The sequence below is a fragment of the Burkholderia sp. AU6039 genome (assembly GCF_002223365.1).
Taxonomy (GTDB): Bacteria; Pseudomonadota; Gammaproteobacteria; order Burkholderiales; family Burkholderiaceae; genus Burkholderia.
The window spans coordinates 1,334,873-1,358,841 of sequence record NZ_NKFK01000003.1 but is presented as its reverse complement, the minus strand read 5'-3'; the positions used below and the strand labels follow the sequence as shown (position 1 = coordinate 1,358,841).

General features: G+C 69.2%; 23 protein-coding genes and 2 riboswitches. Of the genes, 9 read left to right on the top strand and 14 right to left on the bottom strand.

Going from position 1 to position 23,969, the window contains the following annotated elements; translation table 11 throughout:
- The first annotated feature begins 19 nt into the window (after positions 1-19).
- A complete protein-coding gene (locus tag CFB39_RS08935) occupies positions 20-1,375 on the top strand; it encodes a chitinase (protein ID WP_089472777.1) in 1,356 nt (451 codons plus the stop codon).
- Between the two features lie 117 nt (positions 1,376-1,492).
- Here CFB39_RS08935 and CFB39_RS08930 read toward each other — a convergent pair whose 3' ends face one another.
- From CFB39_RS08930 to CFB39_RS08915, 4 genes are all read right to left on the bottom strand, one after another.
- The gene (locus CFB39_RS08930) at positions 1,493-2,236 is read right to left on the bottom strand and encodes an IclR family transcriptional regulator (RefSeq protein ID WP_089472776.1); all 744 of its coding nucleotides are present in this window, start codon (positions 2,234-2,236) and stop codon (positions 1,493-1,495) included.
- Between the two features lie 60 nt (positions 2,237-2,296).
- Positions 2,297-3,463 carry an acyl-CoA dehydrogenase family protein gene (locus CFB39_RS08925; protein WP_089431073.1) on the bottom strand — a complete coding sequence of 389 codons (1,167 nt, stop codon included), beginning with the start codon at positions 3,461-3,463 and terminating at the stop codon, positions 2,297-2,299.
- Between the two features lie 145 nt (positions 3,464-3,608).
- A complete protein-coding gene (locus CFB39_RS08920) occupies positions 3,609-4,910 on the bottom strand; it encodes a CitMHS family transporter (protein WP_089425410.1) in 1,302 nt (433 codons plus the stop codon).
- A 106-nt stretch (positions 4,911-5,016) separates the two neighbouring features.
- Complete coding sequence (locus tag CFB39_RS08915; protein ID WP_089472775.1) at positions 5,017-6,195, bottom strand: CaiB/BaiF CoA-transferase family protein; 1,179 nt, start codon at positions 6,193-6,195, stop codon at positions 5,017-5,019.
- A 276-nt stretch (positions 6,196-6,471) separates the two neighbouring features.
- On the opposite strand from CFB39_RS08915, the gene CFB39_RS08910 reads away from it, so the two are divergent.
- Positions 6,472-6,732, top strand: a complete 261-nt coding sequence (locus CFB39_RS08910) for a hypothetical protein (RefSeq protein ID WP_089472774.1) — start codon at positions 6,472-6,474, stop codon at positions 6,730-6,732.
- A 149-nt stretch (positions 6,733-6,881) separates the two neighbouring features.
- Positions 6,882-7,304, top strand: a complete 423-nt coding sequence (locus tag CFB39_RS08905; protein WP_089472773.1) for an NUDIX hydrolase — start codon at positions 6,882-6,884, stop codon at positions 7,302-7,304.
- Positions 7,305-7,325: 21 nt separating this feature from the next.
- Here CFB39_RS08905 and CFB39_RS08900 read toward each other — a convergent pair whose 3' ends face one another.
- The 7 genes from CFB39_RS08900 to cobW all read right to left on the bottom strand — a co-directional run bounded on the left by CFB39_RS08900 (position 7,326) and on the right by cobW (position 15,599).
- Positions 7,326-7,652: a low molecular weight protein tyrosine phosphatase family protein gene (locus tag CFB39_RS08900; RefSeq protein ID WP_089431071.1), complete on the bottom strand. Its 327-nt coding sequence runs from the start codon at positions 7,650-7,652 to the stop codon at positions 7,326-7,328.
- Positions 7,653-7,683: 31 nt separating this feature from the next.
- A complete protein-coding gene (locus tag CFB39_RS08895; protein WP_089472772.1) occupies positions 7,684-8,256 on the bottom strand; it encodes a DUF1993 family protein in 573 nt (190 codons plus the stop codon).
- A 174-nt stretch (positions 8,257-8,430) separates the two neighbouring features.
- Positions 8,431-8,883 (bottom strand): YaiI/YqxD family protein, encoded by a 453-nt coding sequence (locus CFB39_RS08890; protein WP_089472771.1) that lies wholly within the window; start codon positions 8,881-8,883, stop codon positions 8,431-8,433.
- Between the two features lie 61 nt (positions 8,884-8,944).
- Positions 8,945-9,553, bottom strand: a complete 609-nt coding sequence (locus tag CFB39_RS08885; RefSeq protein ID WP_089472770.1) for a VWA domain-containing protein — start codon at positions 9,551-9,553, stop codon at positions 8,945-8,947.
- 68 nt (positions 9,554-9,621) lie between these two features.
- Positions 9,622-10,698, bottom strand: a complete 1,077-nt coding sequence (locus tag CFB39_RS08880; RefSeq protein WP_089472769.1) for an ATP-binding protein — start codon at positions 10,696-10,698, stop codon at positions 9,622-9,624.
- Positions 10,695-14,504 (bottom strand): cobaltochelatase subunit CobN, encoded by a 3,810-nt coding sequence (cobN, locus tag CFB39_RS08875; RefSeq protein ID WP_089472768.1) that lies wholly within the window; start codon positions 14,502-14,504, stop codon positions 10,695-10,697. Before cobN ends, CFB39_RS08880 begins: the two co-directional genes overlap by 4 nt.
- Before the next feature lie 6 nt (positions 14,505-14,510).
- Positions 14,511-15,599, bottom strand: coding sequence for a cobalamin biosynthesis protein CobW (gene cobW, locus CFB39_RS08870; protein WP_089472767.1), 1,089 nt, complete (start codon positions 15,597-15,599; stop codon positions 14,511-14,513).
- Between the two features lie 331 nt (positions 15,600-15,930).
- A riboswitch (cobalamin riboswitch) is annotated at positions 15,931-16,196 on the bottom strand.
- 113 nt (positions 16,197-16,309) lie between these two features.
- Positions 16,310-16,547: riboswitch (cobalamin riboswitch) on the top strand.
- 169 nt (positions 16,548-16,716) lie between these two features.
- Between cobW and cobA the strand changes: the two genes are divergently transcribed.
- From cobA to CFB39_RS08850, 4 genes are read left to right on the top strand one after another with little or no spacing between them, the layout of a single operon-like run.
- Positions 16,717-17,466, top strand: coding sequence for a uroporphyrinogen-III C-methyltransferase (gene cobA / locus CFB39_RS08865; protein WP_089473255.1), 750 nt, complete (start codon positions 16,717-16,719; stop codon positions 17,464-17,466).
- Positions 17,463-17,840 carry a cobalamin biosynthesis protein gene (locus tag CFB39_RS08860; RefSeq protein WP_089456203.1) on the top strand — a complete coding sequence of 126 codons (378 nt, stop codon included), beginning with the start codon at positions 17,463-17,465 and terminating at the stop codon, positions 17,838-17,840. Before cobA ends, CFB39_RS08860 begins: the two co-directional genes overlap by 4 nt.
- A gap of 37 nt (positions 17,841-17,877) precedes the next feature.
- A complete protein-coding gene (cobO, locus tag CFB39_RS08855) occupies positions 17,878-18,480 on the top strand; it encodes a cob(I)yrinic acid a,c-diamide adenosyltransferase (protein ID WP_089425397.1) in 603 nt (200 codons plus the stop codon).
- A 2-nt stretch (positions 18,481-18,482) separates the two neighbouring features.
- A complete protein-coding gene (locus tag CFB39_RS08850; protein WP_089472766.1) occupies positions 18,483-19,787 on the top strand; it encodes a cobyrinate a,c-diamide synthase in 1,305 nt (434 codons plus the stop codon).
- A 70-nt stretch (positions 19,788-19,857) separates the two neighbouring features.
- Here the strand turns inward: CFB39_RS08850 and CFB39_RS08845 are convergent, their stop codons facing one another.
- The 3 genes from CFB39_RS08845 to CFB39_RS08835 form a co-directional block, all read right to left on the bottom strand.
- The gene (locus tag CFB39_RS08845; RefSeq protein ID WP_256991399.1) at positions 19,858-20,097 is read right to left on the bottom strand and encodes a type II toxin-antitoxin system RelE/ParE family toxin; all 240 of its coding nucleotides are present in this window, start codon (positions 20,095-20,097) and stop codon (positions 19,858-19,860) included.
- A 45-nt stretch (positions 20,098-20,142) separates the two neighbouring features.
- Positions 20,143-20,388 carry a type II toxin-antitoxin system ParD family antitoxin gene (locus CFB39_RS08840; RefSeq protein WP_089472764.1) on the bottom strand — a complete coding sequence of 82 codons (246 nt, stop codon included), beginning with the start codon at positions 20,386-20,388 and terminating at the stop codon, positions 20,143-20,145.
- Between the two features lie 116 nt (positions 20,389-20,504).
- Positions 20,505-21,668 carry a M20 aminoacylase family protein gene (locus tag CFB39_RS08835; RefSeq protein ID WP_089472763.1) on the bottom strand — a complete coding sequence of 388 codons (1,164 nt, stop codon included), beginning with the start codon at positions 21,666-21,668 and terminating at the stop codon, positions 20,505-20,507.
- Positions 21,669-22,009: 341 nt separating this feature from the next.
- Between CFB39_RS08835 and CFB39_RS08830 the strand changes: the two genes are divergently transcribed.
- On the top strand, positions 22,010-23,080 hold the full coding sequence (locus tag CFB39_RS08830) for a type IV toxin-antitoxin system AbiEi family antitoxin (RefSeq protein ID WP_089472762.1): 1,071 nt from the start codon (positions 22,010-22,012) through the stop codon (positions 23,078-23,080).
- Positions 23,049-23,951 carry a nucleotidyl transferase AbiEii/AbiGii toxin family protein gene (locus tag CFB39_RS08825; protein WP_089472761.1) on the top strand — a complete coding sequence of 301 codons (903 nt, stop codon included), beginning with the start codon at positions 23,049-23,051 and terminating at the stop codon, positions 23,949-23,951. The genes CFB39_RS08830 and CFB39_RS08825 overlap by 32 nt, the downstream gene beginning before the upstream one ends.
- The last annotated feature ends 18 nt before the right edge of the window (positions 23,952-23,969 follow it).

Below are 23,969 nucleotides of genomic sequence, written 5' to 3'. Positions count from 1 at the left end.
CTTCCACTTGGAGAACACAATGAACAACAATGTGTTGCCGCGTTTCATCCCGCGCGCACTTGCAGCGGGTTGCCTGCTCGCCGTGGCGAGCGTGTCCCACGGCGCCGGCGTCTATGCGCCGTATGTCGACGTGACGCTCTACCCGACGCCGCTCGTCGACCAGATCGGCGTCCGGCAAGGCATCCAGCAGTTCACGCTCGCGTTCGTGGTCGCGGGCAACGGCTGTGTGCCGTCATGGGGCGGCGTGCAGCCGATCGGCAACGGCGCGAGCGGCGGCCTGCTGACCGCGCTGTCGACGTCGATCGCGAGCTATCGCGCGAAAGGCGGCGAAGTCGCCGTGTCGTTCGGCGGTGCGAACGGCACGCCGCTGATGCAGGCGTGCACGACGGTCCCCGCGCTGGCGAGCGCGTACCAGACCGTGATCGACACCTACGGCCTCACGCACGTCGACTTCGACATCGAAGGTGCGTCGCAAATGGACACGGCCGCGGTCGCGCGCAACTTCCAGGCGGTCACGCAGCTGCAGGCGAGCTATGCGGCGAAAGGCAAGCCGCTGCACGTCACGCTGACGCTGCCGACGATGCCGACAGGGCTCACGCAGGACGGCCTGAACGTCGTCAACGCGGCGATCGCGAACAAGACCGCGTTCGATGCGGTGAACGTGATGGCGATGGACTACGGCCCCGCGAACCTCGACATGGGCGCGGCCGCGATCAGTGCCGCGCAGGCGCTCTACTCGCAGCTCGATACGGCTTTCAAGTCGGCCGGCCAGCCGAAGACCAACGCGCAGCTCTGGCAGATGGTCGGCGTCACGCCGATGATCGGCGTGAACGACGTGCAAGGCGAAACCTTCACGCTCGCGAATGCGCAAAGCGTGCTGAACGCGGCGGTCAGCAACGGCTACGGCTTCTTCGGCAACTGGTCGGTCGGCCGCGATCAGGCGTGCCCGTCGGGTGGCACGTATGCGTCGCCGACCTGCTCGGGCGTCGCGCAGCAGCCGTACGCGTTCGCGACGATCTTCAAGCGGCTCGACGGCAAGTGGGGCACGGGCGTCACGCAGGATCCGAACTACGGCGGCGGCTCGGACGGCGGCACGCCGCAACCGGGCGCGCCCTGGGCGGCCGGCCAGGTCTATACGGCCGGCGCGACGGTCACCTACCAGGGCACGACGTACCAGGCGCAATGGTGGACGCAGGGCGACGTGCCCGGCCAGGCCGCCGTGTGGAAAGTGGTCGGCGGCGGCACGCCCACGTGGTCGGCAACCACCGCGTATTCGGGCGGCACCTGCGTGATGTACCAGGGCGCGAAATACTGCGCGAAATGGTGGACGCAAGGCGACAACCCGAGTGCGGGCGGCGTGTGGGTGAAGTCGTGATGCGGCGTAGCGGCCGGCGCTAGGCGCGAGGCCTGTGCATCCGGGGCCGTTCACGGCGATCGCCCGCTACGGGATCGCCGGCGGACGGCCCGCTGGGCGGCAGCGCCCTGCCCGCTTTCAGTCGCGCGCGTGCTCGGCCAGCAGCCTGGCCTTCGCGTCGACGAGCAGCGCCGCATGCGTGTCGCGATGCTGGCGAATCCGCTCGGTCGGCCCGACCACCGACAGCCCGTACCAGTCGCCGTCGAGCGTCAATGCAACCGCGATCGCCGACAGCTCGGGCGCGCTCTCGCCGAAGTTCTCGGCCCAGCCGAGTTCGCGAAACCGCGTGGTTTGCGCGACGAGCGCGGGTAGATCCGCCACCGTCGCATCGGTGAAGCGCTCGAACGGCAGCTGCGCGCCGAGCGCCTGCTGTGCGTCGCCGGCCAGTTCCGCGAAGATCGCCTTGCCGATCGAGTTCGCATGCAGCGGGCGCAGTTCGCCCGGCGCGCGCGTATAGCGGATCGCCTGCTCCGACTCGACGACGTCGAGATACGTGACCGACACACCCTGGATCTTGCCGAGCACGGCCGTCTCGCGGCTCGCGTCGCGCAGCGCGACGAGATGCGGATGGACGATGTCGACGACCGGGTCGGTCGCGTCGATCGCGGCGGCGAGCGTCTGCAGGCGGCGTGTCGGGTAGTAGCCGCCGCGCTTGCGTACTTCGTACAGGTAGCCGCGGCTCACGAGCGTGCGCGCCATCGCGAGGCAGCTCGACGCCGGCACATTGAGCAGGCGCGCGAGTTCGGTGAGCGGCAGCGGCCGCCGTTCGGCGGCGAACAGCTCGAACAGGTCGAGCGTGCGGGCAACGAGTTTGACGTCCATGACGAGTGCTTGAATCGGAACGGGACACCGCGCACCGGGCCGGCTGCCGGGGCGGACCGGTCAGTACGACTTCGGCAGCCCGAGCACCTTCTCCGCGATGTAGCACAGGATCAGTTGCGGACTCACGGGCGCGAGCCTCGGAATCATACACTCGCGCAGGTAGCGCTCGACATGGTATTCCTTCGCATAGCCCATCCCGCCGTGCGTCGCGACCGCCGTCTGGCAGGCCTGGAACGCGGCTTCCGCGCCGAGGTACTTCGCGGCGTTGGCCTCCGCGCCGCACGACTGCCCCGCGTCGTAGCGCGTCGCCGCCTTCATCACCATCAGCCACGCGGCCTCGAGCTGCATCCACGCCTGCGCGAGCGGATGCTGGATCGACTGGTTCTGCCCGATCGGCCGGCCGAACACGACGCGCTCGCACGCGTATTGCGTCGCGCGCCGCAGCGCGGCCTGCCCGAGCCCGATCGCCTCGGCGGCGATCAGGATCCGTTCGGGATTCAGCCCGTGCAGCAGGTAGCGGAAGCCGTCGCCTTCGTTGCCGATCAGGTCGCCTTCCGGCACGCGCAGGTTGTCGATGAACAGCATGTTCGAATCGACCGCCTTGCGGCCCATCTTTTCGATTTCGCGCACTTCGACGCGCGAGCGGTCGAGGTCGGTATAGAACAGGCTCAGCCCGTCGGTCGGCTTCGCGACCTGGTCGAGCGGCGTCGTGCGCGCGATGATCAGCATCTTGTTCGCGACCTGCGCGGTCGAGATCCAGATCTTGCGCCCGCTCAGCACGTAATGGTCGCCGTCGCGGCGCGCCTGCGTGCTCAGGTGCGTGGTGTCGAGGCCCGCATCGGGTTCCGTCACCGCGAAGCACGCCTTGTCGCGCCCGGCGATCAGCGGCGGCAGGAAGCGCGCCTTCTGCGCGTCGGTGCCGAACACCTGCACCGGGTTCAGCCCGAAGATGTTCATGTGGACGGCCGACGCGCCGGACAGGCCGGCGCCCGAAGCGCTGATCGTGCGCATCATCAGCGCGGCCTCGGTCATCCCGAGCCCGGCGCCGCCATGGGCCGGGTCCATCGCGATGCCGAGCCAGCCGGCCTCGGCGAGCGCCGCGTGGAAATCGGCCGGAAACCCGCCCGCGCGATCGCGTTCGAGCCAGTAGTCGTCGCCGAAGCGCGCGCAGATTTTCTCGATCGCGCTTTCGATCGCGCGCTGGTCATCGGTCAGGTCGAACTGCATGGCATGCACTCCTGGAAAAGGCCAAGCGGCTACGCCGCTTTCAAGAAGGAAAACGCCCGGCGGCGTCGAGGCTTGCGCTTCGACGAGCGTCCCTTGCGGGATCGCCCTCCCGGAGCGCAGGCACGAAGCGGCAGGTCCCGGGCGCTCACAACGGAAACACGCCCACGATCACGGCGGCGAACACCATCAGCACCGTGGCGGCGAACAGGAACGGAATCGTGAATTTCTGGTGCTCGGCCAGCTCGACGCCGGTCAGGCCGACGATCAGGAACGTCGCGGGGGTGAGCGGGCTCACCGGGAAGCCCGTCGTCATCTGGCCGAGCAGCGCGGCCTGCGCCATCTGGATCGGCGGCACGCCGAGCAGCTTCGCGCTTTCCGCGAGCACCGGCAGCACGCCGAAGTAGAACGAATCGGGGTCGAACAGCAGGCTGAGCGGCATCGACAGCAGCCCGAGCACGAACGGCATGTGGCGCGCATGCTCGACCGGCACGTGCGCGACGACCACGTCCGCCATCGCCTTCAGCATCCCGGTGCCGGACATGATGCCGGTGAACGCGCCGGCCGCGAGCAGCACGCTCGCCATCATCAGCGCGGCCTTGGCGTGCGCGTCGATCCGCTCGCGCTGGGCCTGTACGTCCGGGTAGTTGATCACGAGCGCGGCGACCGTGCCGAGCATGAACATCACCATCGGGTCGACGATGCCCGCCACGAGCGTGACGAGCACGACGAGCGTCAGCACGAGATTGATCCGGAAGCGCTCCGGCCGGCGCAATGCGCGCTCGTCGTCGGTCAGCGCCCGCGGCGCGATCGCGAGCGACGCCGCGCCGGCACGATCGAGCCCGAGCCGCTTCGCCTCGCGCACGCCGAGCACGTAGGCGGTGCCGAACACGAACACCAGCCCGACGATCTGCACCGGAATCATCGGCATGAAGATCGCGGAGCCGGGAATGTGCAGCGCCGCCGATGCGCGCAGCATCGGCCCGACCCACGGCAGGAAATTGACGCCGGCCGCCATCGACGCGACGCACGCGAGGATGCGGCGATCCATCCCGAGCCGCGTGTAGAGCGGCATCATCGCGGGCAGCGTGACGAGAAACGTGACGGCGCCCGAGCCGTCGAGATGGATCAGCAGCGCGAGCAGCGCCGAGCCCATCACGATACGCGGCGGATGGCAGCCGATCACGCGCAGCACGCCCGCGATGATCGGATCGAGCATCCCGGCATCGGTGAGGATTCCGAAAAAAAGAATCGCAAAAACGAACATCCCGGCGATCGGGCCGATGTTCTGCACGCCGTGCACGATGAACTTGCCGGTCGCGAGCCCGAACCCGGCCGCGAGCGACGCGGCCACCGGCACGACGATCAGCGCGACGAGCGGCGACAGCCGCTTCGTGATGATCAGGCCGAACAGCGCGACGATGGCGATCGCGCCGATCCATGCAAGCATGATGCGTCTCCTCTTCAGCCGGTGCGCGCGTCGTCGCCCGGCGTGGTGTTCGAGTGGCCGTGCGGCGCCGTCGGGCGCGCGACACGGCCGGCTGCCGCGATGCGGGTCAGTCCCGGTGCGTGTCGTGGTCGCGGTCTTCAGCGTTGGGCTCGGCGTCGGCAAACACCTGCGCCGCGTGTTCGTTCAGCGCGGGCGGCGGCCGCCGGTACGTGGCCGGCGTGCGGCCGAGCTTGATCGGCGACGCGATGCCGCGATGCCGGCCCAGCTCGACCTTCATCTGCCGATGCGCGACATGCGGATGGTCGAGCGCCGCATCGAGCCCGAGCACCGGCGCGCACGGCACGCCGCGGCGCATCAGTTGCTCGGCGAGCGCCGCGCCGTCGTGTCCGGCCAACGCCGTTTCGAGCAGCGTGCGCAGCGCGGCGCGGTTCGCGCTGCGCGCGCGGTTGTCCGCGAAACGCGGATCGTCGAGCCAGTCGCGCGTGCCGAGCACGTCGCACAAGCCCGCGAACTGCCCGTTGTTGCCGACCGCCAGAAAGATGTCGACGCTCGCCGTCGGAAAGCTGTCGTACGGCGTGATGTTCGGATGCGCGTTGCCGGTGCGCACGGGTGCTTTCCCAGAATGGAAGAAGTTCGGCGTATGCGGATGGAGGATCGACAGCGCGCAGTCGAACAGCGTCGATTCGACGAACTGGCCGCGGCCGCTCGTGTCGCGCTCGCGCAGCGCCATCAGCACGCCGAGCGCCGCGTTCAGCCCGGTGACGAGATCGACGATCGGCACGCCGACCCGCAGCGGCGCGCCGCCGGCTTCGCCATTGACGCTCATCAACCCCGCGAGCGCCTGCACGGCCGCGTCGTAGCCGGGCAGCCCGCCGAGCGGGCCGTCCGCGCCGAAGCCCGACACGCGGCAATGGACGAGGCGCGGAAACCGCGCATGCAGCGCGTCGAAGCCGAGCCCCCAGCGCTCCATCGTGCCGATCTTGAAGTTCTCGACGATCGCGTCCGCATGTTCGAGCAGGCCGAGCAGCCGCTCGCGGTCGGCCGGTTGCGTCAGGTCGAGCGCGATACCGAGCTTGTTGCGGTTCACGCCGAGGAAGTACGACGCGGTATCGCCGTCGAACGGCGGGCCCCAGGTGCGCGTCTCGTCACCGGACGGCGGTTCGATCTTGATCACCTCCGCGCCGTGGTCGGCCAGGATCTGCGTCGCATACGGGCCACCCAGCACCCGCGACAGATCGATGATGCGCAATCCCGCCAGCGCGCCCTGCTGCTCGTGTTCCGCCATGCGTCCCGCTCCTGGTTCCGGTTGATCGGACTGCCGGTCCCGGTAGGCTCGGCGCCTGAGCGCGACCGTCCGGATTCGGCGAATTATTCTTGTGCGTGAATTTATATTCACACTCAGGAAATTCGTTGTCAACCCCTGCGGCACCCTGAGGCGAAGCGAAAGACGCCGCCGTGCGCAAGTCGGGGCGACACCGAACACGGGTCGGTTGCGGTGGCATCCCGCCTTTCGTTAAGCTGGCGGGCAATCTTCATCTCAAAAAAATCGGACGGATCATTCATGAAACGGATGCTGCTGGCGGCCTTCATGCTGGCGTCGACGCTGGGCGTCGGACATGCGCAAACCCAGACGTTCCACTTCGGCGAAGGACAGACCGGGATGCCGGGGGGAGCGCCGCAGTCGGCCTCACCGACCGCCCGGCCCGCGCCCGCGCGCCGGCACGTCACGCCGCCGCCGTCCCACCATCGGCGGGCTGTCCACAAGCGCCGCCAGCCGCGCCATGTGAAGCCCACGCGCAGCGGCATCTATACGCACGCGTGACCCGGCGTTTGCCCCGCGAGGGCGTGCATGGAACTGTCATGAACGGCCGCTAAGATCGGTGCGGCTGCCTCTACGCCGTGGCGGCTGCTGGCGGGTCACGTACCGCCGACACGCATTTTCTCCACGATTCAGCACCTGTTTGACCGAACATGAGTACCGGGCTGGACACTCTCGCCGTCATCAAGGAACGCGCCACGATCGTGTGCCGTCAGCGCAGCAGCGTGCTGCTGGTCGCCCGCACCGCGTCGCGCTGGTCGCTGCCGGGCGGCACGATCCGGCGTGGCGAGACGCCGCTCGATGCTGCACTGCGGGAGCTTGCCGAGGAAACGCGGCTGGAGGGGCTCGCGCTCGACTACGCGGTGCAGTTCGGCGGGTTGACGAAGCTCCATCACGTGTTCGTGGCCGACGTGCCGGCGCACCTGACGCCGCGCGCGAGCAACGAGATCGCCCGCTGCAAGTGGTTTACCGTCGACCGGCTCGACACGCTGCGTGCGAGCGTGCCGACGCGCAAGATCATCGAGCTGCTGCGTCTCGACTGTTTCTCGGCGATCGCAAGCGGCCGGCTGCGCTGACGTCGATAGCGCTCGCGCCGGTCATGCGCGCAGCAACGGGCCGGCCTTGCGTTCGAGCAACGTGACAAGTTCCGGCTGCATGTAGGCGTATCGGTCGGGAATATCGAGGCACACGATCTTCTTGTCCCGCAGATGCGCACCGAATTGCGCTGCCAGCCGCGCCTTGTGCGCACGCTCCATCACGAATACGACATCGGCCCAGTCGAGCTGCTCGGCGGACACGCGCGTGTCGGCATCGGGCGCGAGGCCCGCGGAGTCGGTTTCGACGCCCGGCCACGCGGCGAACACCGCTTCGGCCGTCGGGCTGCGCAGCCGGTTGCGGCTGCAGAGGAAGAGTGCCCGCGTCATGTCGCTTCGCGGTTGCCCGGCGCCTGCCTGCTCACCCTTGCGGAATCGTGCCCGGCCGGACGTACGCGAGCATGTGCGGCACGTAGTCGGCCTTGCCGAGTTCGACGCCGTGGTGGCGCAGGATTGCGTAAGCGGTGATCGCGTGGAAATAGAACTGCGGCAGCGCCCAGTCGCGTGCGTACTGCTCGCCCGTCATGTCGAACGCGATTCCATTCGGCATGTCGAGCGCGATCGGCCGCGCGGCACCGCCATCGAGCGCATCCGGCGCGAGGTCGCCGAGAAACGTGAGCGTGCCGGCGATGATCGCCTGCGCATCGGCGAGCGTGCCGGGCTGCGCATCCGCATGCCATCCTGCCTCGCGCAAGGCGAGCAGTGCGGCCGGCAGCGGTTCGCCGCGCAGCCGGTGGACGGGCTCCATCGCCTGGAAGCACGAGAAGCGCACCTGTGCCGCGAGCGGATACATGTCGGGCGCCAGCTTCAGCGACATCGCCGCGTCGGGCGCGTCGCCCGCGGCCTGGCGGTGTGCGGCAGCCTTGTCGAGCCACGCGGACTGCGCGCGCAGCATCTGGGAGAAGGTCGGAACGAGAAGTTGAGTCGGTGACACGCGTGCGCTCCTATGCTGTGTTGTGGTTTGCGCCACGATAGCAGCGTAGGGACAAATCTGCATCCTCGCAGCGGCGATGCGCGCGATTGAATGCGGATTCGGTGATATAGCGCATGGCGCGCAGGTGTCGCCCCGCGCAGGGCGATCACGACACGCGGCGGCCGCGACACACCCTCAAGGCTTGCCCTGTCGCGCCAGGAACCGGTCGAACTGCGCGGCAAACGCCTTGCCGTCGCGTGCGCTGAACGGCGCCGGCCCGCCCGTGTCGATGCCCGCGCTGCGCAACTGATCCATCATCGCGCGCGTCGACAGGCGTTCCTCGATGTTCTCGCGGCCGAACCAGTTGCCGCGCGGGTCGAGCGCATGCGCGCCCTTGTCGAGCACGGCGGCGGCCAGCGGAATGTCGGCGGTGATCACGAGGTCGCCCGCTTCCACCAGCTCGACGATGCGCGCATCGGCCACGTCGAAACCGGCCGGCACCTGCACCGCCTTGATGAACGGCGACGGCGGCGTGCGCAGAAACTGGTTCGCGACCAGCGTCACGCAGATTTCGGCACGACGCGCGGCGCGAAACAGCATGTCCTTGATGACGGCGGGACACGCGTCGGCATCGACCAGTACTTGCATGGCAGGTTGTTCCAAAGGGTTGAAGCAGAAGCGGCGATCATAGCGCACCGCCGGCCGGCCCTCAGCCGGCGCGGCCCGTGCACAGTGCGTCGGCCGTCACCCACTGCGCGCCCCACGCCGCGGCCAGCCGCGCGCCCTGCCCGATCCGCACGGCCGCGTCGTCGAAGTCGACGAACACGACGTGATCGGCCGCCGCGGGTTTCGCGGGCGTCTCGCGCGTGCGGCCGTCGGACAGCACCCACAGCCAGCGCTGCTTGGCCGGCGCGCGCCGCGCCGCGCGTGCGAGCAATTGCGCGGCGGCCGCGATGCCGTCCGCGAGCGGCGTGCCGCCGCCGCCTTCGACCGGTTCAAGCCAGCGCGCATTCCACCAGCGCGGCACGGCCGGGCCGAAGCGGCGCACGGCGCCATGGCCGCCGAAACAGATCAGCGCGGTTTCGATACGGTCGCGCGCGGCCTGGTCGAAATACGCGACGATCAGCCCCTTCGCCAGTGCGAGCCGCTCGTGCGACAGCATCGACGCCGAGCAGTCGAGCACGAAGCAATGCAGTGCGTCCGGCGTGCCGGCGCGTTGGCGAAAGCGCAGATGGTGGCGCTGCAGCGGGCCGCCGCGCTTCGCGGCGAGCGTCGCCGGCCACGCCACGGCCGTGCCGGCGCGCACCATGCCCGGCACGCGCGCGGCTGCGCCTGATTGCCATCGAGGACCGCGAACGGTGTTCGCGGCGGCGCCGGCTCGATGGCTCAGCGTTTTTTTAGCGGTAGCGGCACCACGCCTTTCACGTCGCGCAGCCCGGCCGGCTCGGGTGGCAGGTAGCCCCAGTCGCCCTGGGATGCCGTGGCATTGCTTTGCGCGGCACCCGGTGAATCGTTGGGGCGATCGCGCGCATCGTGCGCAGAGCGACCGTCGCGTTCGTCGTTGGGTTGCGGCGCGCCGGACGACGGCGGTGTCCCCGCGTGGCGCCGGTGCCGCAGCACCGCGTCGGCCACCCGCTCCACATGCGACACCGTCACCGCATCCGCCTGCTCCAGCGCGGCGAGCGCACGCGCCGCGCGCAGCATCACGAGATCGGCACGCAGCCCGTCGACGGCCGCGTCGATGCACAGTGCGCTGACGCGCGCATGAACCGTATCGTCGAAGTCGAGCGCCGCGAGCCGTGCGCGTGCCGCATGAATCCGGTCGCCGAGTTCGCGTTGCGCGGACGCATGACGGGCGCGGAATGCGTCCGGATCGAGATCGAATGCAAGCCGCGCCTTCACGATCCGCTCGCGCTGCGCGGCGTCGAAGCAGTTCTCCAGCTCGACCATCAAACCGAAGCGGTCGAGCAACTGCGGACGCAGCTCGCCCTCCTCCGGATTCATCGTACCGATCAGCACGAAGCGCGCATCATGCGCGTGCGACACGCCATCGCGCTCGACGATGTTCACGCCGCTCGCGGCGACGTCGAGCAGCGTGTCGACGAGCCCGTCGGCGAGCAGGTTCACTTCGTCGACGTACAGCACGCCGAGATGCGCCCGTGCAAGCAGGCCCGGCCGGAAGCGCACGCCGTTTTCGGCGAGTGCATGCGCGAGATCGAGCGTACCCGTCACCTGCTCGTCGCTCGCCGACAGCGGCAGCGTGACGAACTGCCCTTCGGGCAACAGTTCCGCCAGGCCGCGCGCCGCGGTCGATTTCGCGGTGCCGCGCGGCCCGCTCACGAGCATGCCGCCGAGCGACGGGTCGATCGCGGCGAGCAGCAGCGCCTGCTGCAATGCGTCCTGCGCGACGAGCGCCGCAAACGGAAAAACCGCGCGGGCGCGGTGCGTCGTCGGATCGGTCATCGCCGTCCCCCTTCCTGGAGTTGTTCGCTCGCGAGCCAGACCGCTTCGATCCGCTCGCGATAGTCGCCCGGCTGCTGCCACAGGCCGCGCTGCATCGCCTCGACGAAGCGTTCGCAGATGCCGTGCAGCGCCTTCGGGTTGTGCCGTTCGAGGAACGCACGGGTGGCGTCGTCGAACAGGTACGCGTCGGCGACGAGCGCGTATTGATGGTCGGACAGCACGCGCGCGGTCGCGTCATAGCCGTACAGGTAATCGACCGTCGCGGCCAGCTCGGCCGCGCCCTTGTAACCATGGCGCTTCACGCCGTCGAGCCATTTCGGGTTGACGACGCGCGAGCGGATCACGCGCGCGATTTCCTCGCGCAGCGTGCGCATCTTCGGCGCGACCGGGTTCGCATGGTCGCCGTGGTAGATGCTCGGCTGCTGCCCGGACAGGTGCCGCACGGCCGCCGTCATCCCGCCCTGGAACTGGTAATAGTCGTTCGAATCGAGGATGTCGTGCTCGCGGCTGTCCTGGTTCTGCACGACGACGTCGATCGTCGCGAGCCGCTCGCCGAACACGTCGGCCGCGGCGTCGCCCGCGCTGTTCTGCGCATACGCATGGCCGCCCCACTGGCGGTAGGCATCGGCGAGATCGGCGTCGGTCTGCCAGCGGCGCTGGTCGATCAGGTCCTGCAGGCCCGCGCCGTAGCTGCCCGGCCGCGCGCCGAACACGCGCCAGCCGGCGCGGCGTCGCGCTTCGTCCGGCGCCACGCCCTGCGCGACCCATTTCTCGCGTTCGCGCTCGATGCGCGCGCGGATCGGGTTCAGTGCCTCGGGTTCGTCGAGCGCGGCCACCGCCTGCACGGCCGCGTCGAACAGGTGCATCAGGTTCGGGAACGCGTCGCGGAAGAACCCCGACACGCGCAGCGTCACGTCGATGCGCGGCCGGTCGAAGATCTCGATCGGCAGGATCTCGAAGTCGGTCACGCGATGGCTGCCGTGCACCCATTTCGGCCGCACGCCGAGCAGCGCGAACGCCTGCGCGATGTCGTCGCCGCCCGTGCGCATCGTCGCCGTGCCCCAGACCGACAGGCCGATCGCGCGCGGATAGTCGCCGTGATCCTGCAGATGACGCTCGATCAGTTGCTGCGCGGATTTCAGGCCGAGCGACCATGCGGCCTGCGTTGGCACCGCGCGTGTATCGACCGAATAGAAATTGCGGCCGGTCGGCAGTACGTCCGGGCGGCCGCGCGACGGCGAGCCGCTCGGCCCCGGCGGCACGAAGCGGCCGTCGAGCCCGCGCAGCAGCTGGCGCATTTCCTCGCCGCCGCACGCGTCGAGCGCGGGCAGCAGCGTCGCGCGGACGCGCTCGATCACGGCGAGCGTGTGCGGCCAATCGCCGGGCGGTGTCGCGTCCGTGCCGGTGTTGCCGCCGTCCGCTGCGCACAGCCCGTCGAGCCATTGCTGCGCGAGCCGTTCGAGCCGCTCGCGCGTATCGCCCGCGTGGCGCCACGGCGATGCGTCGAGCGCCTGCAGGATCGCCGGACGCGGGCCAACCCACGGCGCGGCCCAATCGGCCGCGAGCGGATCGAAGTCGTCGCCGAGTGCGAGATCGCGCGCCAGCGCACCGATCAGCCCGGCGCGTGCGCCCTTGCCGTCGCCCACCGGAAAGCGCGCGAGCGCGAGCAGCGTGTCGCGCCGCTGACGATCGATCGGCGACGCGCCGAACACATGCAGCCCGTCGCGAATCTGCGCTTCCTTCAGTTCGCACAGCCACGCGTCGACGCGCGTGAGCAGCGCATCCTCGTCGCCCGCGTCGCGCGGCGGCGACACGCTCAGTTCGTCGTGCAGCCGGTGCTCGGCGATCGTCGCGAGAATCGTCTTGCGCAGCAGCTTCGCGCGCCGCGCATCGACCATCAGCGCTTCGTAGTATTCGTCGACCTGCCGCTCGAGATCCTGCAGCGGGCCGTAGTTTTCCGCGCGCGTGAGCGGCGGCATCAGGTGATCGATGATCACGGCCTGCGCGCGCCGCTTCGCCTGGCTGCCCTCGCCCGGATCGTTGACGATGAACGGATACAGGTGCGGCAGCGGCCCGAGCGTCAGGTCCGGCCAGCACGCGTCGGACAGCGCGACGCTCTTGCCCGGCAGCCATTCGAGGTTGCCGTGCTTGCCGAGGTGGATGACCGCGTCGATGCGGTACGCATCGCGCAGCCAGAAATAGAACGCGAGATACGCGTGCGGCGGCACGAGATCCGCGTCGTGGTAGCTCGCGTAGTCGTTCTCGCCGCGCGAGCGCGACGGCTGGATGCCGACGAACACGTTGCCCGCGCGCCAGCCGGCGATCGTGAAACGGCCTTGCCGCAGCGTCGGGTCGGCTTCGGGCGGCCCCCAGCGTTCGTTCAGCGCGTCGCGCACGGCCGTCGGCAGCCGCGCGAAACGCGCGACGTAGTCGGCCAGCGGGAAGCTCTGGAATGCGGGGCGCAACGCATGCACGGCCGCGTCGTTGGTCACGCCTTCGGTGAGCCGCGCGATCAGCGCGTCGCCGTCGGGCGGCAGGTCGGCCACCGCGTAGCCCGCGTCGCGCAGCGCCGCGAGCACGCGCAGCGCGGACGCCGGCGTGTCGAGCCCGACCCCGTTGCCGATCCGCCCTTCGCTTTGCGGATAGTTCGCGAGAATCAGCGCGACGCGCTTGTCGGCGTTATCGAGCGTGCGCAGCCGGCACCAGCCGCGCGCAAGCGCCGCGACGAACGCGATCCGCTCGGCATCCGGCTGGTAGCGCACGACGTCGACCTCGGTGTGCGGGCAGCGGTACGCGAGCCCCTTGAAGCTCACCGCACGCGTGACGATGCGGCCGTCGACCTCGGGCAGCGCGATGTGCATCGCGATGTCGCGCGCATGCAGGCCCTGGTTGTCGGCCACCCACGCGTCGCGATTGCCGCCGGACAGGATCACCTGCAGTACCGGCGCGTCGCCGGCGAGCACGTCGTGCTCGGGGCTGTCGATCGCGCCGGCCGCGAACGCGGTCGTGTTCAGCACGAGCGCGACGCCGTGCGTGTCGCAGAGCTGCGTGATGACTTCGCGGCTCACCGCGTCCTTCAGCGACGTGACCGCGATCGGCAGCGGATTCAGCCCTTCGTCGATGAGCGCGTCGGCCAGCGCGTCGAACACGGCCGTGTTCGCGGCCTGCCAGTGCGCGCGATAGAACAGGATCGCGACGACGGGCGCGCCGGGCGTCCAGCGCGGCCGCCAGTCGTCGACGCTCGCGCGGTCGCGCGCCGGGTGATACAGCGCGGCGGCCGGCAGCGGGCGCGGCAATTCGGGTTCGTCGCCGAAGCCGAGCGTGTGGAAGGCGATGCTGCGCAGCAGCGCCTCGGCGTTGTGCACGCCGCCTTCACGCAGGTAGCGCCACCACAGCCGGCACAGGTCGGGCGCGACGGTGCTTTTCGCGACGAGGTTCGGGTCTTCCTGCAGGTCGCCCGAGAACATCGCGAGCGGCTGCCCGCGCTTCGACGCGAGCGACACGGCCTGCTCGATCCCGTACGGCCAGTACGCCTCGCCGCCGAGATGATCGATCACGACCGACTTCGCGTGCTGCAGCACGTCGTCTACATAGAAGTCGACCGACGCCGGCTGCCGCAGGAACGTGACGTTCGCGAGCCGCACGCTCGGAAAGCCGGCCGGCAGATGCGGCACGACGCTCGCGAGCAGCGACAACGTCGTGTCGGCCGAGCTCAGGATCACGATGTCGGCCGGTTGCTGGTCGATCCGGACGACGCCCTGCGTATCGTCGACGAAGCCGCCCGGCGTGGTGCGCAGCAGATGCATCGTGCGTTACGCCTGTTGCGGCTCGGCCGCGCACGCGGCGTCGAACGCGCGTTGCAGCGCGGCCGCGTCGAGATCCTCGCCGATCAGCACGAAGCGGCTCGCGCGCGTTTCGCCGTCTTGCCAGCGACGGTCGAAATAGCTGTCGAAGCGGCGGCCGACGCCCTGGATCACGAGCCGCATCGGCGCGCCGGGCAGCGCGGCGAAGCCTTTTGCGCGGTAGATCGTGTGCGCTTCGACGACGCGCTGCAGCGCGGCGATCGTCGCTTCGCGCGTGCCGGCGTCACCCGACACGACCACCGAGTCGAAATCGTCGTGATGGTGATCGTGATCGCCGTCGTCGGCCGAGCCGTGATGGTCGTGACGCACGTGGATCGTTTCTTCCGACGCCGATTCGAGGCCGAGCAGCATCGCGAGATCCAGCTCGCCGCGCGTCGCGCGCACGATTTTCACCTGCGGCGGGATTTCTTCGCGAATCGCGGTTTCGATCTGCGCGAACTCGGCGTCGCCGACGAGATCGGCCTTGTTCACGATCACGAGGTCGGCGGACGACAGCTGATCGGCGAACAGCTCGTGCAGCGGCGATTCGTGGTCGAGGTTCGGATCGGCGCGGCGCTGCGCGTCGACCGCCTGCGGGTTTTCCGCGAACTGGCCGCTGGCGGCAGCCGGCCCGTCGACCACGGTCACGACCGCGTCGACCGTGAAGCTGTTGCGGATCGTCGGCCAGTTGAACGCCTGCACGAGCGGCTTCGGCAGCGCGAGGCCCGACGTCTCGATCAGTACGTGGTCGATGTCCGCGCGGCGCTCGACGAGCGCTTCCATCACCGGATAGAACTCTTCCTGCACGGTGCAGCACAGGCAGCCGTTCGCGAGTTCGTACAGCTGGCCCGCCGCTTCGCCCTGCGCGCCGTCGGCATCCTCGCAGCCGATGCCGCAGCCCTTGAGGATTTCGCCGTCGATGCCGAGCTCGCCGAATTCGTTGACGATCACCGCGATGCGGCGGCCTTCGGCGTGCTGCAGGATGTGGCGCATCAGCGTCGTCTTGCCGCTGCCGAGAAAGCCCGTGACGATCGTGACGGGAAGCTTGCGTAGGGTCATGGTAGGTCCTGTGTCGAAAATGGAATCAGCCCGGGATCGTCGCGTCGAGGGCGGCGTGGCAGTTCATCTGGCGGATCGCGGGCATGCCGCCGCGCGATCCGCACGGACAGTCGCGGGACGGGCGGGACGACGAATCGGACATGGTGCTTCCTTGCGAACGGTCGACATCGTGAATGCCAACACGGCTGCCGCCGGCCCGGCTCGCGCTGCCTGCCATTCGCCACGCCGGCCGGCCGGTGCGGGTTCGCGGGGACGGATCGGTGGAGGAAGCGGGCAATACGCGGGCGTCGGGCCGGCTGCGGCCGTGGACGATGCGCCGCCTCCCCGCGGCGCTGAACCCCAATGTTTCGGCCGGTATCCGGGCTGACGAACACGCCGCTTCGCCTTCCCGGATGCACGGCATCCAGTGGCGGTCGTCCGCATGCGCGCGGCATGCGGCGAAGCGGCGTTGCGTGGCGCTTCTCGCGCGACGCGTTCGCTTACCGTTGCGGGGGCAGCACAGGTTGGCTCGACTGCGGCGCAGGCAGGCTCCCTGTTTCCCGTTTAACTGCGCGCACCGGAGCGGCGCGCGCGAGCACCAAAACGCGTGCGAGTGTAGGCGGCGGTGCGGGGAGCGTCAAGGCGGAGCGGGCCGCCGGGCCCGGTTCCGGATCGCCGCCGCGTGTGGCCGGAAGCCGTGCGCGGCGGTTCGCGCGGGGGAGTCGCTGTGCTATCGTAGCGCCGCGTTCGGTGCCCGCATGCGCATTCCGCGCGTGCAGTTAAACGGGAAACAGGAGGCGGACCCCCGCCCGGCCTGTGCTGTCCCCGCAACGGTACGCCGCCCGCGCGACGCGCTTCCCCGCGCACGCGCCCAGGCCGCCCACGATGCCACTGCCCGTCAGCCGGGCGGGAAGGCTGCGGCCTGGCAAGCGGCCAGCCCGGATACCGGCCGACGCAAGGGGCGAGCCCGACGCTCGCCGAACGCCCGATCCGCGGGGGACGGATGGGGTGCGCATTCCACCCGCGTCCGCGCGGGCTTCGTTCGATCCGTCATGCGTTTCCTGTCCGCTGGCCGCCGCCGTGCCGCTCGCCTGCCCTTTTCCACTGTGACGACACGGTGCACGCCGTGCCGCGCCCGATGAGCCGCGCCTGGCTCGTCGGCGCCGGCCCCGGCGACGCCGACCTGCTGACGCTCAAGGCCGTCCATGCGATCGGCGCGGCGGACGTGCTGCTCGTCGACGATCTCGTGAATCCCGACGTGCTGCGCCATGCGCGCGCCGATGCGCACATCGAGCACGTCGGCAAGCGCGGCGGTCATGCCTCGACGCCGCAGGAGACGATCGTCGCCGCGATGCTCGCGCATCTGCGCGCGGGCCGCAGCGTCGCGCGGCTCAAGGGCGGTGATCCATTCGTGTTCGGCCGCGGCGGCGAGGAGCTGGCCGCGCTCGGCGCGGCGGGATTCCCGGTCGAGGTCGTGAACGGCGTCACCGCGGGCATCGCCGCGCCGGCCGCAATCGGCATCCCGGTCACCCAGCGCGGCGACGCGCAGGGCGTGATCTTCGTCACGGGCCACGGCGCGGGTGCCGACGAACCCGACTGGCGCGCGCTAGCGGCCACGCGCATGACGATCGTCATCTACATGGGCATCCGCCGGCTCGACGCGATTGCCACCGCGCTGCGCGATGGCGGCCTGCCCGGCGAGACGCCGTGCGCGGCGATCGAGAACGCGACGCGCGCCGAACAGCGGCACGTGCTCGCGACACTCGACACGCTCGTCGAACGCATCGGCACGACCGGCATCGGTTCGCCGGCGATCATCGTGATCGGCCGCGTCGCGGCGTTCGCCGACGATCCCGCGGTACGGGCCGCGCTCGGCGGCGGCGCATGATGCGTGTCGCACTCGGCATCGGTTTTCGTGCGGGCGTGACGGCCGCGCAACTCGATGCCGCGATCCGCGCGGCGCTGATGCCGTACCCGGCCGCCGAACCCGCGCTCGTGGCCACGCTCGCGGACAAGGCGCGTGCCCGCGCGCTGCGCACGCTCTGCGCGCGACGCGGCTGGCCGCTCGTCGCGTTCGATGCGGCGCAACTCGCGAGCCGCCCGGAACTGGCCGCGAGCGGCCCGTCGGCCGCCGCGCTCGCCCGCTTCGGCGTCGCGGGCGTGGCCGAGCCGTGCGCGCAGCTCGCGGCGCCGCACGGCCGGCTGCTGGGCCCCAAATCCATCCGGGACGGCGTGACGGTCGCACTCGCCGGCCCGCTCTGAACCTTTTGTTTCGCTTTCTTTCGACAGGACGAATCCGATGAAAACCGACGCCGAATCCCATCAACGGATGACCGAACGCCGCCGTGCCGGCCACGAGAAGAAGCAGGCCGCCGCCGTCAACGAAAAGGGCCTGCTGATCGTCAACACCGGCAACGGCAAGGGCAAGAGCACGGCCGCGTTCGGCATGGCCGTGCGCGTGCTCGGCCACGGCATGCGGCTCGGTGTCGTGCAGTTCATCAAGGGCGCGCTGCACACGTCCGAGCGCGACTTCCTCGGCGCGGTGGCCGAATGCGACTTCGTGACGATGGGCGACGGCTACACGTGGAACACGCAGAACCGCGACGCCGACATCGCGACCGCGCGCAAGGGCTGGGACGAGGCGCGCCGGATGATCGAGAGCGGCGATTACCGGATGGTGATCCTCGACGAGCTGAACACGGTGCTGAAGTACGAATACCTGCCGCTCGACGAAGTGCTCGCGACGCTGACTGCGCGGCCCGAGTCGGTGCACGTCGTCGTGACCGGGCGGCATGCGCCCGATGCGCTGATCGACGCGGCCGACCTCGTCACCGAAATGCGGCTCGTCAAGCATCCGTACAAGGAGCAAGGCGTGAAGGCGCAGCGCGGCGTGGAGTTCTGAGCATGCCCGCCTGCCCCGCGCTGTTCGTCAGTGCGCCCGCGTCGGGCCAGGGCAAGACGTCGGTGACGGCGGGCCTGGCGCGGCTGCACCGCCGGCTCGGCCGGCGCGTGCGCGTGTTCAAGACCGGGCCCGATTTTCTCGATCCGATGCTGCTGGCGCGCGCGAGCGGCGCGCCCGTGCATGCGCTCGACCTCGGGATGGTCGGCGAGGCCGGCTGCCGCGCGCTGCTGGCCGACGCCGCGCGCGACGCGGACCTGATCCTGATCGAAGGCGTGATGGGGCTGTTCGACGGCACGCCGAGCAGCGCCGACCTCGCGGCCGCGTTCGGCGTGCCGGTCGTCGCGGTGATTTCGGCGAAGTCGATGGCGCAGACGTTCGCGGCGATCGCGTTCGGGCTCGCGCGGTTCCGGCCGGGGCTGCCGTTTCACGGCGTGCTGGCGAATCGCGTCGGGTCGGCCCGGCATGCGGAACTGCTGCAACAGGCGCTGCCCGACGACTTGCGCTGGCTCGGGCACGTGCCGGCCGATGCGGGCATCGCGCTGCCGGAGCGGCATCTCGGCCTGCATCAGCCGGGCGACATCGACGATCTCGACGCGCGGCTCGATCGCGCGGCCGACGTGCTCGCGCAAACGGCGCTTGCCGAATTGCCGCCGGCCGTTGCGTTCGCGGAACCGGATGCAGCGGCGCCGCTGCCGCGTGTGCTTGCCGGCAAGCGGATCGCGGTGGCGCGCGATGCGGCTTTTTCGTTCATCTATCCGGCGAATCTCGCGTTGCTCGACACGCTCGGTGCGCAGGTGCGATTCTTCTCGCCGCTCGCCGACGAACCCGTGCCGGACGACTGCGACGCACTGTTCCTGCCGGGCGGCTATCCTGAATTGCATGCGGCGGCACTCGCGGCGAATGCCGCGACCGCGCGGTCGATTCGTGCGCACGCAGCGGCCGGCCGGCCGATCGTCGCGGAATGCGGGGGGATGGTGTATCTCTGTGAATCGCTGACCGATGTCGACGGCGTGACGACGCCGATGCTTGGACTCTTGCCGGGTCAGGCGACGATGCAGCGCCGGTTCGCGGCGCTCGGCATGCAGCAGCTCGACACGCGCAGCGGGACGATGCGAGGGCATACGTTCCACTACTCGCGGCTCGCGACGCCGCTGGAACCGGTCGCGCATGCCGCGCGTCCCGATGGCGCGGCGGGCTACGGCGAAGCCGTCTATTGTTGCGATGCGATCGTCGCGACGTACATGCACATGTACTGGCCGTCGAATCCGGATGCGGTCGTGGCGTTGTTCAGCGGGGAAGCGTTCTAGATTCGGGATCGCACGAGTCATACCGGGATTGCATGCCCCGTCGCAACGATCACACGCCTGCCTTGTGCGATTACAAATGTTGTTCGATGTCCATGCGTTGATGCAGGACCCGAATCACATCGATCGTGTATTCCGTTTCACGATAGAACACGACGTGGGAGCCCACGGCGTACCGGAAATATCCATCGCGAACAATGCAAGTCCGGCCGACCTTTTCACCGCGCGCCAGCGCTTCCATGGTTCCGATCAGATCGCGGTGGTAAAGGTCGGCTTGCTTGAGCGACCCACGCCCGACGGTATCGCGCCAAATGTCTTCGAGATCGAGTTCGGCCAGCGGGGCAGGCCGAAGCTGCCTTTAACCGTCATGCGTCGCCCGCATGCGGGCCAGGAAGGCCTCGCGGTCGAATGGCCTGGGTGCTCCCGATACCTCACCGGCCTTCAACGCTGCCTGCAATGCGCGCACCTGCATGTCGCGTGATTCGAGAAGCCGCAAACCGGTTCGTTCGACGTCGCTTGTGGAACCGTATTGCCCCGATTGCACTTGGGTATCGACGAATTCGTCAAAGTGGCCGCCCCGAGAAACGGATGTGTTTTGCGACATGAGTCATTTTCCTTTCAATGTGGCCAACATTTTCCCAAGTTTGGTACTTCCGGCGCTCCGCTGTTGCGGCGACTTTGTCGATGCAGAGCCTCGCGCCGTAAGCGTCGTTTCCGCTGTCAAACCAGGAACGACTCCGCCAGCTTCACCCAGTACGACGCGCCGGTCGGCAGCGCCGCGTCGTTGAAGTCGTAGCCGGGGTTGTGCACCATGCAGCCGCCCTCCCCGTCGCCGTTACCGATGATCAGGTAGCAGCCCGGCCGCTTCTCGAGCAGGAACGCGAAATCCTCGCTGCCGGTGAGCGGCACCATCCCGTCGATCAGGTTCGCGTCGCCCACCCACTCGCGGGCGACGTTGCGCGCGAACGCGGTCATTTCCGCATCGTTGACGAGCACTGGGTAGCGGCGCTGGTAGTCGATCGTCGCGGTCGCGCCGAACACGGCCGCCTGCGCATGCACGACTTCCTTGATGCGCGTCTCGAGCAGGTCGCGCACTTCCGGCTTCAGCGCGCGCACCGACAGGCGCATCTGCGCGCGATCGGGAATCACGTTCGGCGCCTCGCCCGCGTGGATCGCGCCGACCGTGACGATCGCCATGTCGAGCGGCGACACGTTGCGCGACACGATCGTCTGCAGCGCGATGACGATCTGCGCGCAGACGACCACCGAATCGACCGCCTTGTGCGGCACCGCGCCGTGGCCGCCCCGGCCCTGCACGTCGACGATCACCGTATCCGACGACGCCATGAACGACCCCGGCAGGAAGCCGAACTTGCCCGTCGGGAAACCGGGCATGTTGTGCATCGCGAAGATCGCGTCACACGGGAACAGCTCGAACAGCCCTTCGTCGAGCATTTTCTTCGCGCCGCCGAGCCCTTCCTCGGCCGGCTGGAAAATCAGGTTCAGCGTGCCGGAGAAGCGGCGCTCGCGCGCCAGGTGCTTCGCGGCCGCGAGCAGCATCGCCGTGTGGCCGTCGTGGCCGCACGCGTGCATCTTGCCGGCGATCCTGCTTTCGTACGGCAGGCCCGTGGCCTCGTGGATCGGCAGTGCGTCCATGTCGGCGCGCAGGCCGAGACGCTGTTCGCCGCTGCCGACCTTCAACTGCGCGACGACGCCCGTGCCGCCCAGCCCGCGATGCACCGTGTAGCCCCACGACTGCAGTTGCTCCGCGACGAGGTCGCTCGTCGCGAATTCCTCGAAGCCGAGCTCGGGGTGGGCGTGGATGCGGTGCCGGATCTCGATCATTTCGTCGGCGAGGCTTGCGGGAATCACGCTGTGCGTCACGGTGTCGTCTCCTGTCCTGGGGGGAATATGCAGGCAAGGATAGTGGGTTCGACGGCAACCGGGCAGATGGAAAGTCGTCGCGGTAGCAACCGGCGGTTGCCATATTCGGCATGATGCGCGGCACGCGCGAGCCGGCCATCCGGACGACTGCCGCGCGGAAGCCGAACGCGCAAAACTGTGTGCCACCCATCGATTTCTTGCGCATGAGGGCCCCGGTGACTATCGTTCAGAATCAAAAAATAGTTCCGATACATCAATATCTTGCGAATTCTTGTTCACTTTTTGACGCTTGTACATTTTTTGTGTACGCTGACAAAAAGGTGAACAAGCGATTCCCTTTGATGCCCGTGAACACTTCCCTCTCCGTGTCGGAACAGCACGTGCTCGACGAAGCCTGCGCCGCGTTCGAAAGCTCGACCCGGCGCTTTCGTGCCCGGCCCGTGCGTGTACCGGCCGCCTGCAAGGCGCGCGCCGACGCCATGATCCGCTTCGACGTTGCCGGGCAGGCATTCGAGATGCCGGTCGTCATCAGCCTGCGCGTCGAATCGCTGGCGGGCGCGCTGGCGGAATTGCGCCGCCGCGGCGACACTGCAGCGCCCCGCGAACGGTCGCTGATGCTGGTCGCACCGTATCTTTCGGCGGAACTGGCCGCCGGCCTGACCGACCAGGGCATCCCGTTTCTCGATACCGCCGGCAACGCATGCCTGATCGAACCGGAGGCGACCGTGATGATCGCGGGCCGGCCGAAGCCCGCACGCACACCGCGCCGACAGGCGTCGCGCGCGACGACGCCGAAGGGGCTGGCCGTGATGTTCGCACTCGCGACACAGCCGGGCCTGGTCGCGCAATCGTATCGGGCGATCGCCGCTGCATCGGACGTCGCACTCGGTACGGTCAATCTCGCGATGGACGACCTGATCGCGCGTGGCCTCGTCGGGCAACGCCGCAACGGCGAGCGCCTGATGCCCGACTGGCCGCGCTTCGTGCAGGAATGGGTCGCGCTCTATCCGAGCCGCTTGCGCGCGAAACTACCGAGCCGCCGGTTTGCCAGCCTCGCGCCCGACTGGTGGCGCGGCGCAGATTTCGCGGCATTCGATGCGCGATTCGGCGGCGAGCCGGCAGCCGACCTGCTGACGCACGGCCTGAAACCCGCCGCGATCACCGTCTATACGCACGGCACCGCGTCGAACCGGCTGCTGCTTCAGGGCCGCCTGCGTCCGGACGAGCGCGGCGATGTCGAGATCGTCGAAGCGTTCTGGCCGCGGTCCGCGGAGCTTGCCTGGCGCGAGCAGGAAGTACCGGTCGTACCGCCGCTGCTGATCTACGCGGATCTCGTCGCGTCCGGCGACAGCCGCAATCTTTCCATCGCCGATCGCATCCATGACCGATACCTCGCCCAACCGCCCGCTTGAGGTCAACGCACGCCGGCCGCTGGAGCCCGCGGCGGTCGCGTTGCTGCAGGCCGTCGGCTCGGCCTGCGCGCGCCTCGACACGGCGTTCGTGGTCGCCGGCGCCACCGCGCGCGACATCCTGATGTGGCACGTGCACGGCATCCGGCCGGTGCGCGCGACGCGAGATGTCGACGTCGCAGTGTGCGCGGTGAGCTGGCCGTTTCACGCGCAACTCGTCGAGGCACTTGTCGCGACCGGGCAGTTCACGCGCGCACCGAAACAGCAGCAGAAACTGCTGTTCGAAAGTGGCGCGCACGGTTTCCGCACGGAGCTGGATCTCGTTCCGTTCGGGCCGCTCGAAACGCCTCCGGGCGAAATCGCATGGCCGCCCGACGGTGAATTCGTGCTGAACGTGCTCGGGTTTCAGGAAGCCGTGGACACCGCACTGCCTGTGTCGATCGATGCGCGCACCGTGGTACCGGTGGCCAGCCTGCCGGCACTGGCGCTACTGAAGCTGCTCGCCTGGAAGGACCGGCGTGCGCGCCAGAACAGCGATGCGTACGACCTGCTGTTCCTGCTGCGGAATTTTCACGACGCGGGCAATCGCGAACGTATCTGGGATGCCGCGCCGGACCTGCTCGAGATCCACGCGTTCCAGCCGGGACTCGCCGCTGCCGCGCTGCTCGCGCGAGAGGCGAAACGCATCGCTTCGCCGCAAACGCGTGACGCGATCCGTGCGCTGTTGTCGGACGAAGCAACTTATGCCGTGCTCGGCCAGGATCTGCTGGCACGTGCGTTTGCGCTGTTCGGTGAATTCAGCGATGACGCCGACCGGTATCTCGACGCGTTCCGCAACGCCTTTCTCGCAGACGAACCCGCGTCGCGCGCTTGACGCGCCGATGCGCAACAG

Bases quoted from the DNA above. Each gene is read 5' to 3' on its own strand.
- CFB39_RS08825 (WP_089472761.1), top strand. From the start codon at position 23,049: ATGACCGATACCTCGCCCAACCGCCCGCTTGAGGTCAACGCACGCCGG.
- cobN (WP_089472768.1), bottom strand. From the start codon at position 14,504: ATGCATCTGCTGCGCACCACGCCGGGCGGCTTCGTCGACGATACGCAG.
- CFB39_RS08900 (WP_089431071.1), bottom strand. From the start codon at position 7,652: ATGACGCGGGCACTCTTCCTCTGCAGCCGCAACCGGCTGCGCAGCCCG.
- CFB39_RS08930 (WP_089472776.1), bottom strand. From the start codon at position 2,236: ATGGACGTCAAACTCGTTGCCCGCACGCTCGACCTGTTCGAGCTGTTC.
- CFB39_RS08915 (WP_089472775.1), bottom strand. From the start codon at position 6,195: ATGGCGGAACACGAGCAGCAGGGCGCGCTGGCGGGATTGCGCATCATC.
- cobO (WP_089425397.1), top strand. From the start codon at position 17,878: ATGAAAACCGACGCCGAATCCCATCAACGGATGACCGAACGCCGCCGT.
- CFB39_RS08890 (WP_089472771.1), bottom strand. From the start codon at position 8,883: ATGCAAGTACTGGTCGATGCCGACGCGTGTCCCGCCGTCATCAAGGAC.
- CFB39_RS08860 (WP_089456203.1), top strand. From the start codon at position 17,463: ATGATGCGTGTCGCACTCGGCATCGGTTTTCGTGCGGGCGTGACGGCC.
- CFB39_RS08925 (WP_089431073.1), bottom strand. From the start codon at position 3,463: ATGCAGTTCGACCTGACCGATGACCAGCGCGCGATCGAAAGCGCGATC.
- cobW (WP_089472767.1), bottom strand. From the start codon at position 15,599: ATGACCCTACGCAAGCTTCCCGTCACGATCGTCACGGGCTTTCTCGGC.
- CFB39_RS08920 (WP_089425410.1), bottom strand. From the start codon at position 4,910: ATGCTTGCATGGATCGGCGCGATCGCCATCGTCGCGCTGTTCGGCCTG.
- CFB39_RS08935 (WP_089472777.1), top strand. From the start codon at position 20: ATGAACAACAATGTGTTGCCGCGTTTCATCCCGCGCGCACTTGCAGCG.
- CFB39_RS08910 (WP_089472774.1), top strand. From the start codon at position 6,472: ATGAAACGGATGCTGCTGGCGGCCTTCATGCTGGCGTCGACGCTGGGC.
- cobA (WP_089473255.1), top strand. From the start codon at position 16,717: ATGAGCCGCGCCTGGCTCGTCGGCGCCGGCCCCGGCGACGCCGACCTG.
- CFB39_RS08840 (WP_089472764.1), bottom strand. From the start codon at position 20,388: ATGTCGCAAAACACATCCGTTTCTCGGGGCGGCCACTTTGACGAATTC.
- CFB39_RS08905 (WP_089472773.1), top strand. From the start codon at position 6,882: ATGAGTACCGGGCTGGACACTCTCGCCGTCATCAAGGAACGCGCCACG.
- CFB39_RS08850 (WP_089472766.1), top strand. From the start codon at position 18,483: ATGCCCGCCTGCCCCGCGCTGTTCGTCAGTGCGCCCGCGTCGGGCCAG.
- CFB39_RS08830 (WP_089472762.1), top strand. From the start codon at position 22,010: ATGCCCGTGAACACTTCCCTCTCCGTGTCGGAACAGCACGTGCTCGAC.
- CFB39_RS08880 (WP_089472769.1), bottom strand. From the start codon at position 10,698: ATGACCGATCCGACGACGCACCGCGCCCGCGCGGTTTTTCCGTTTGCG.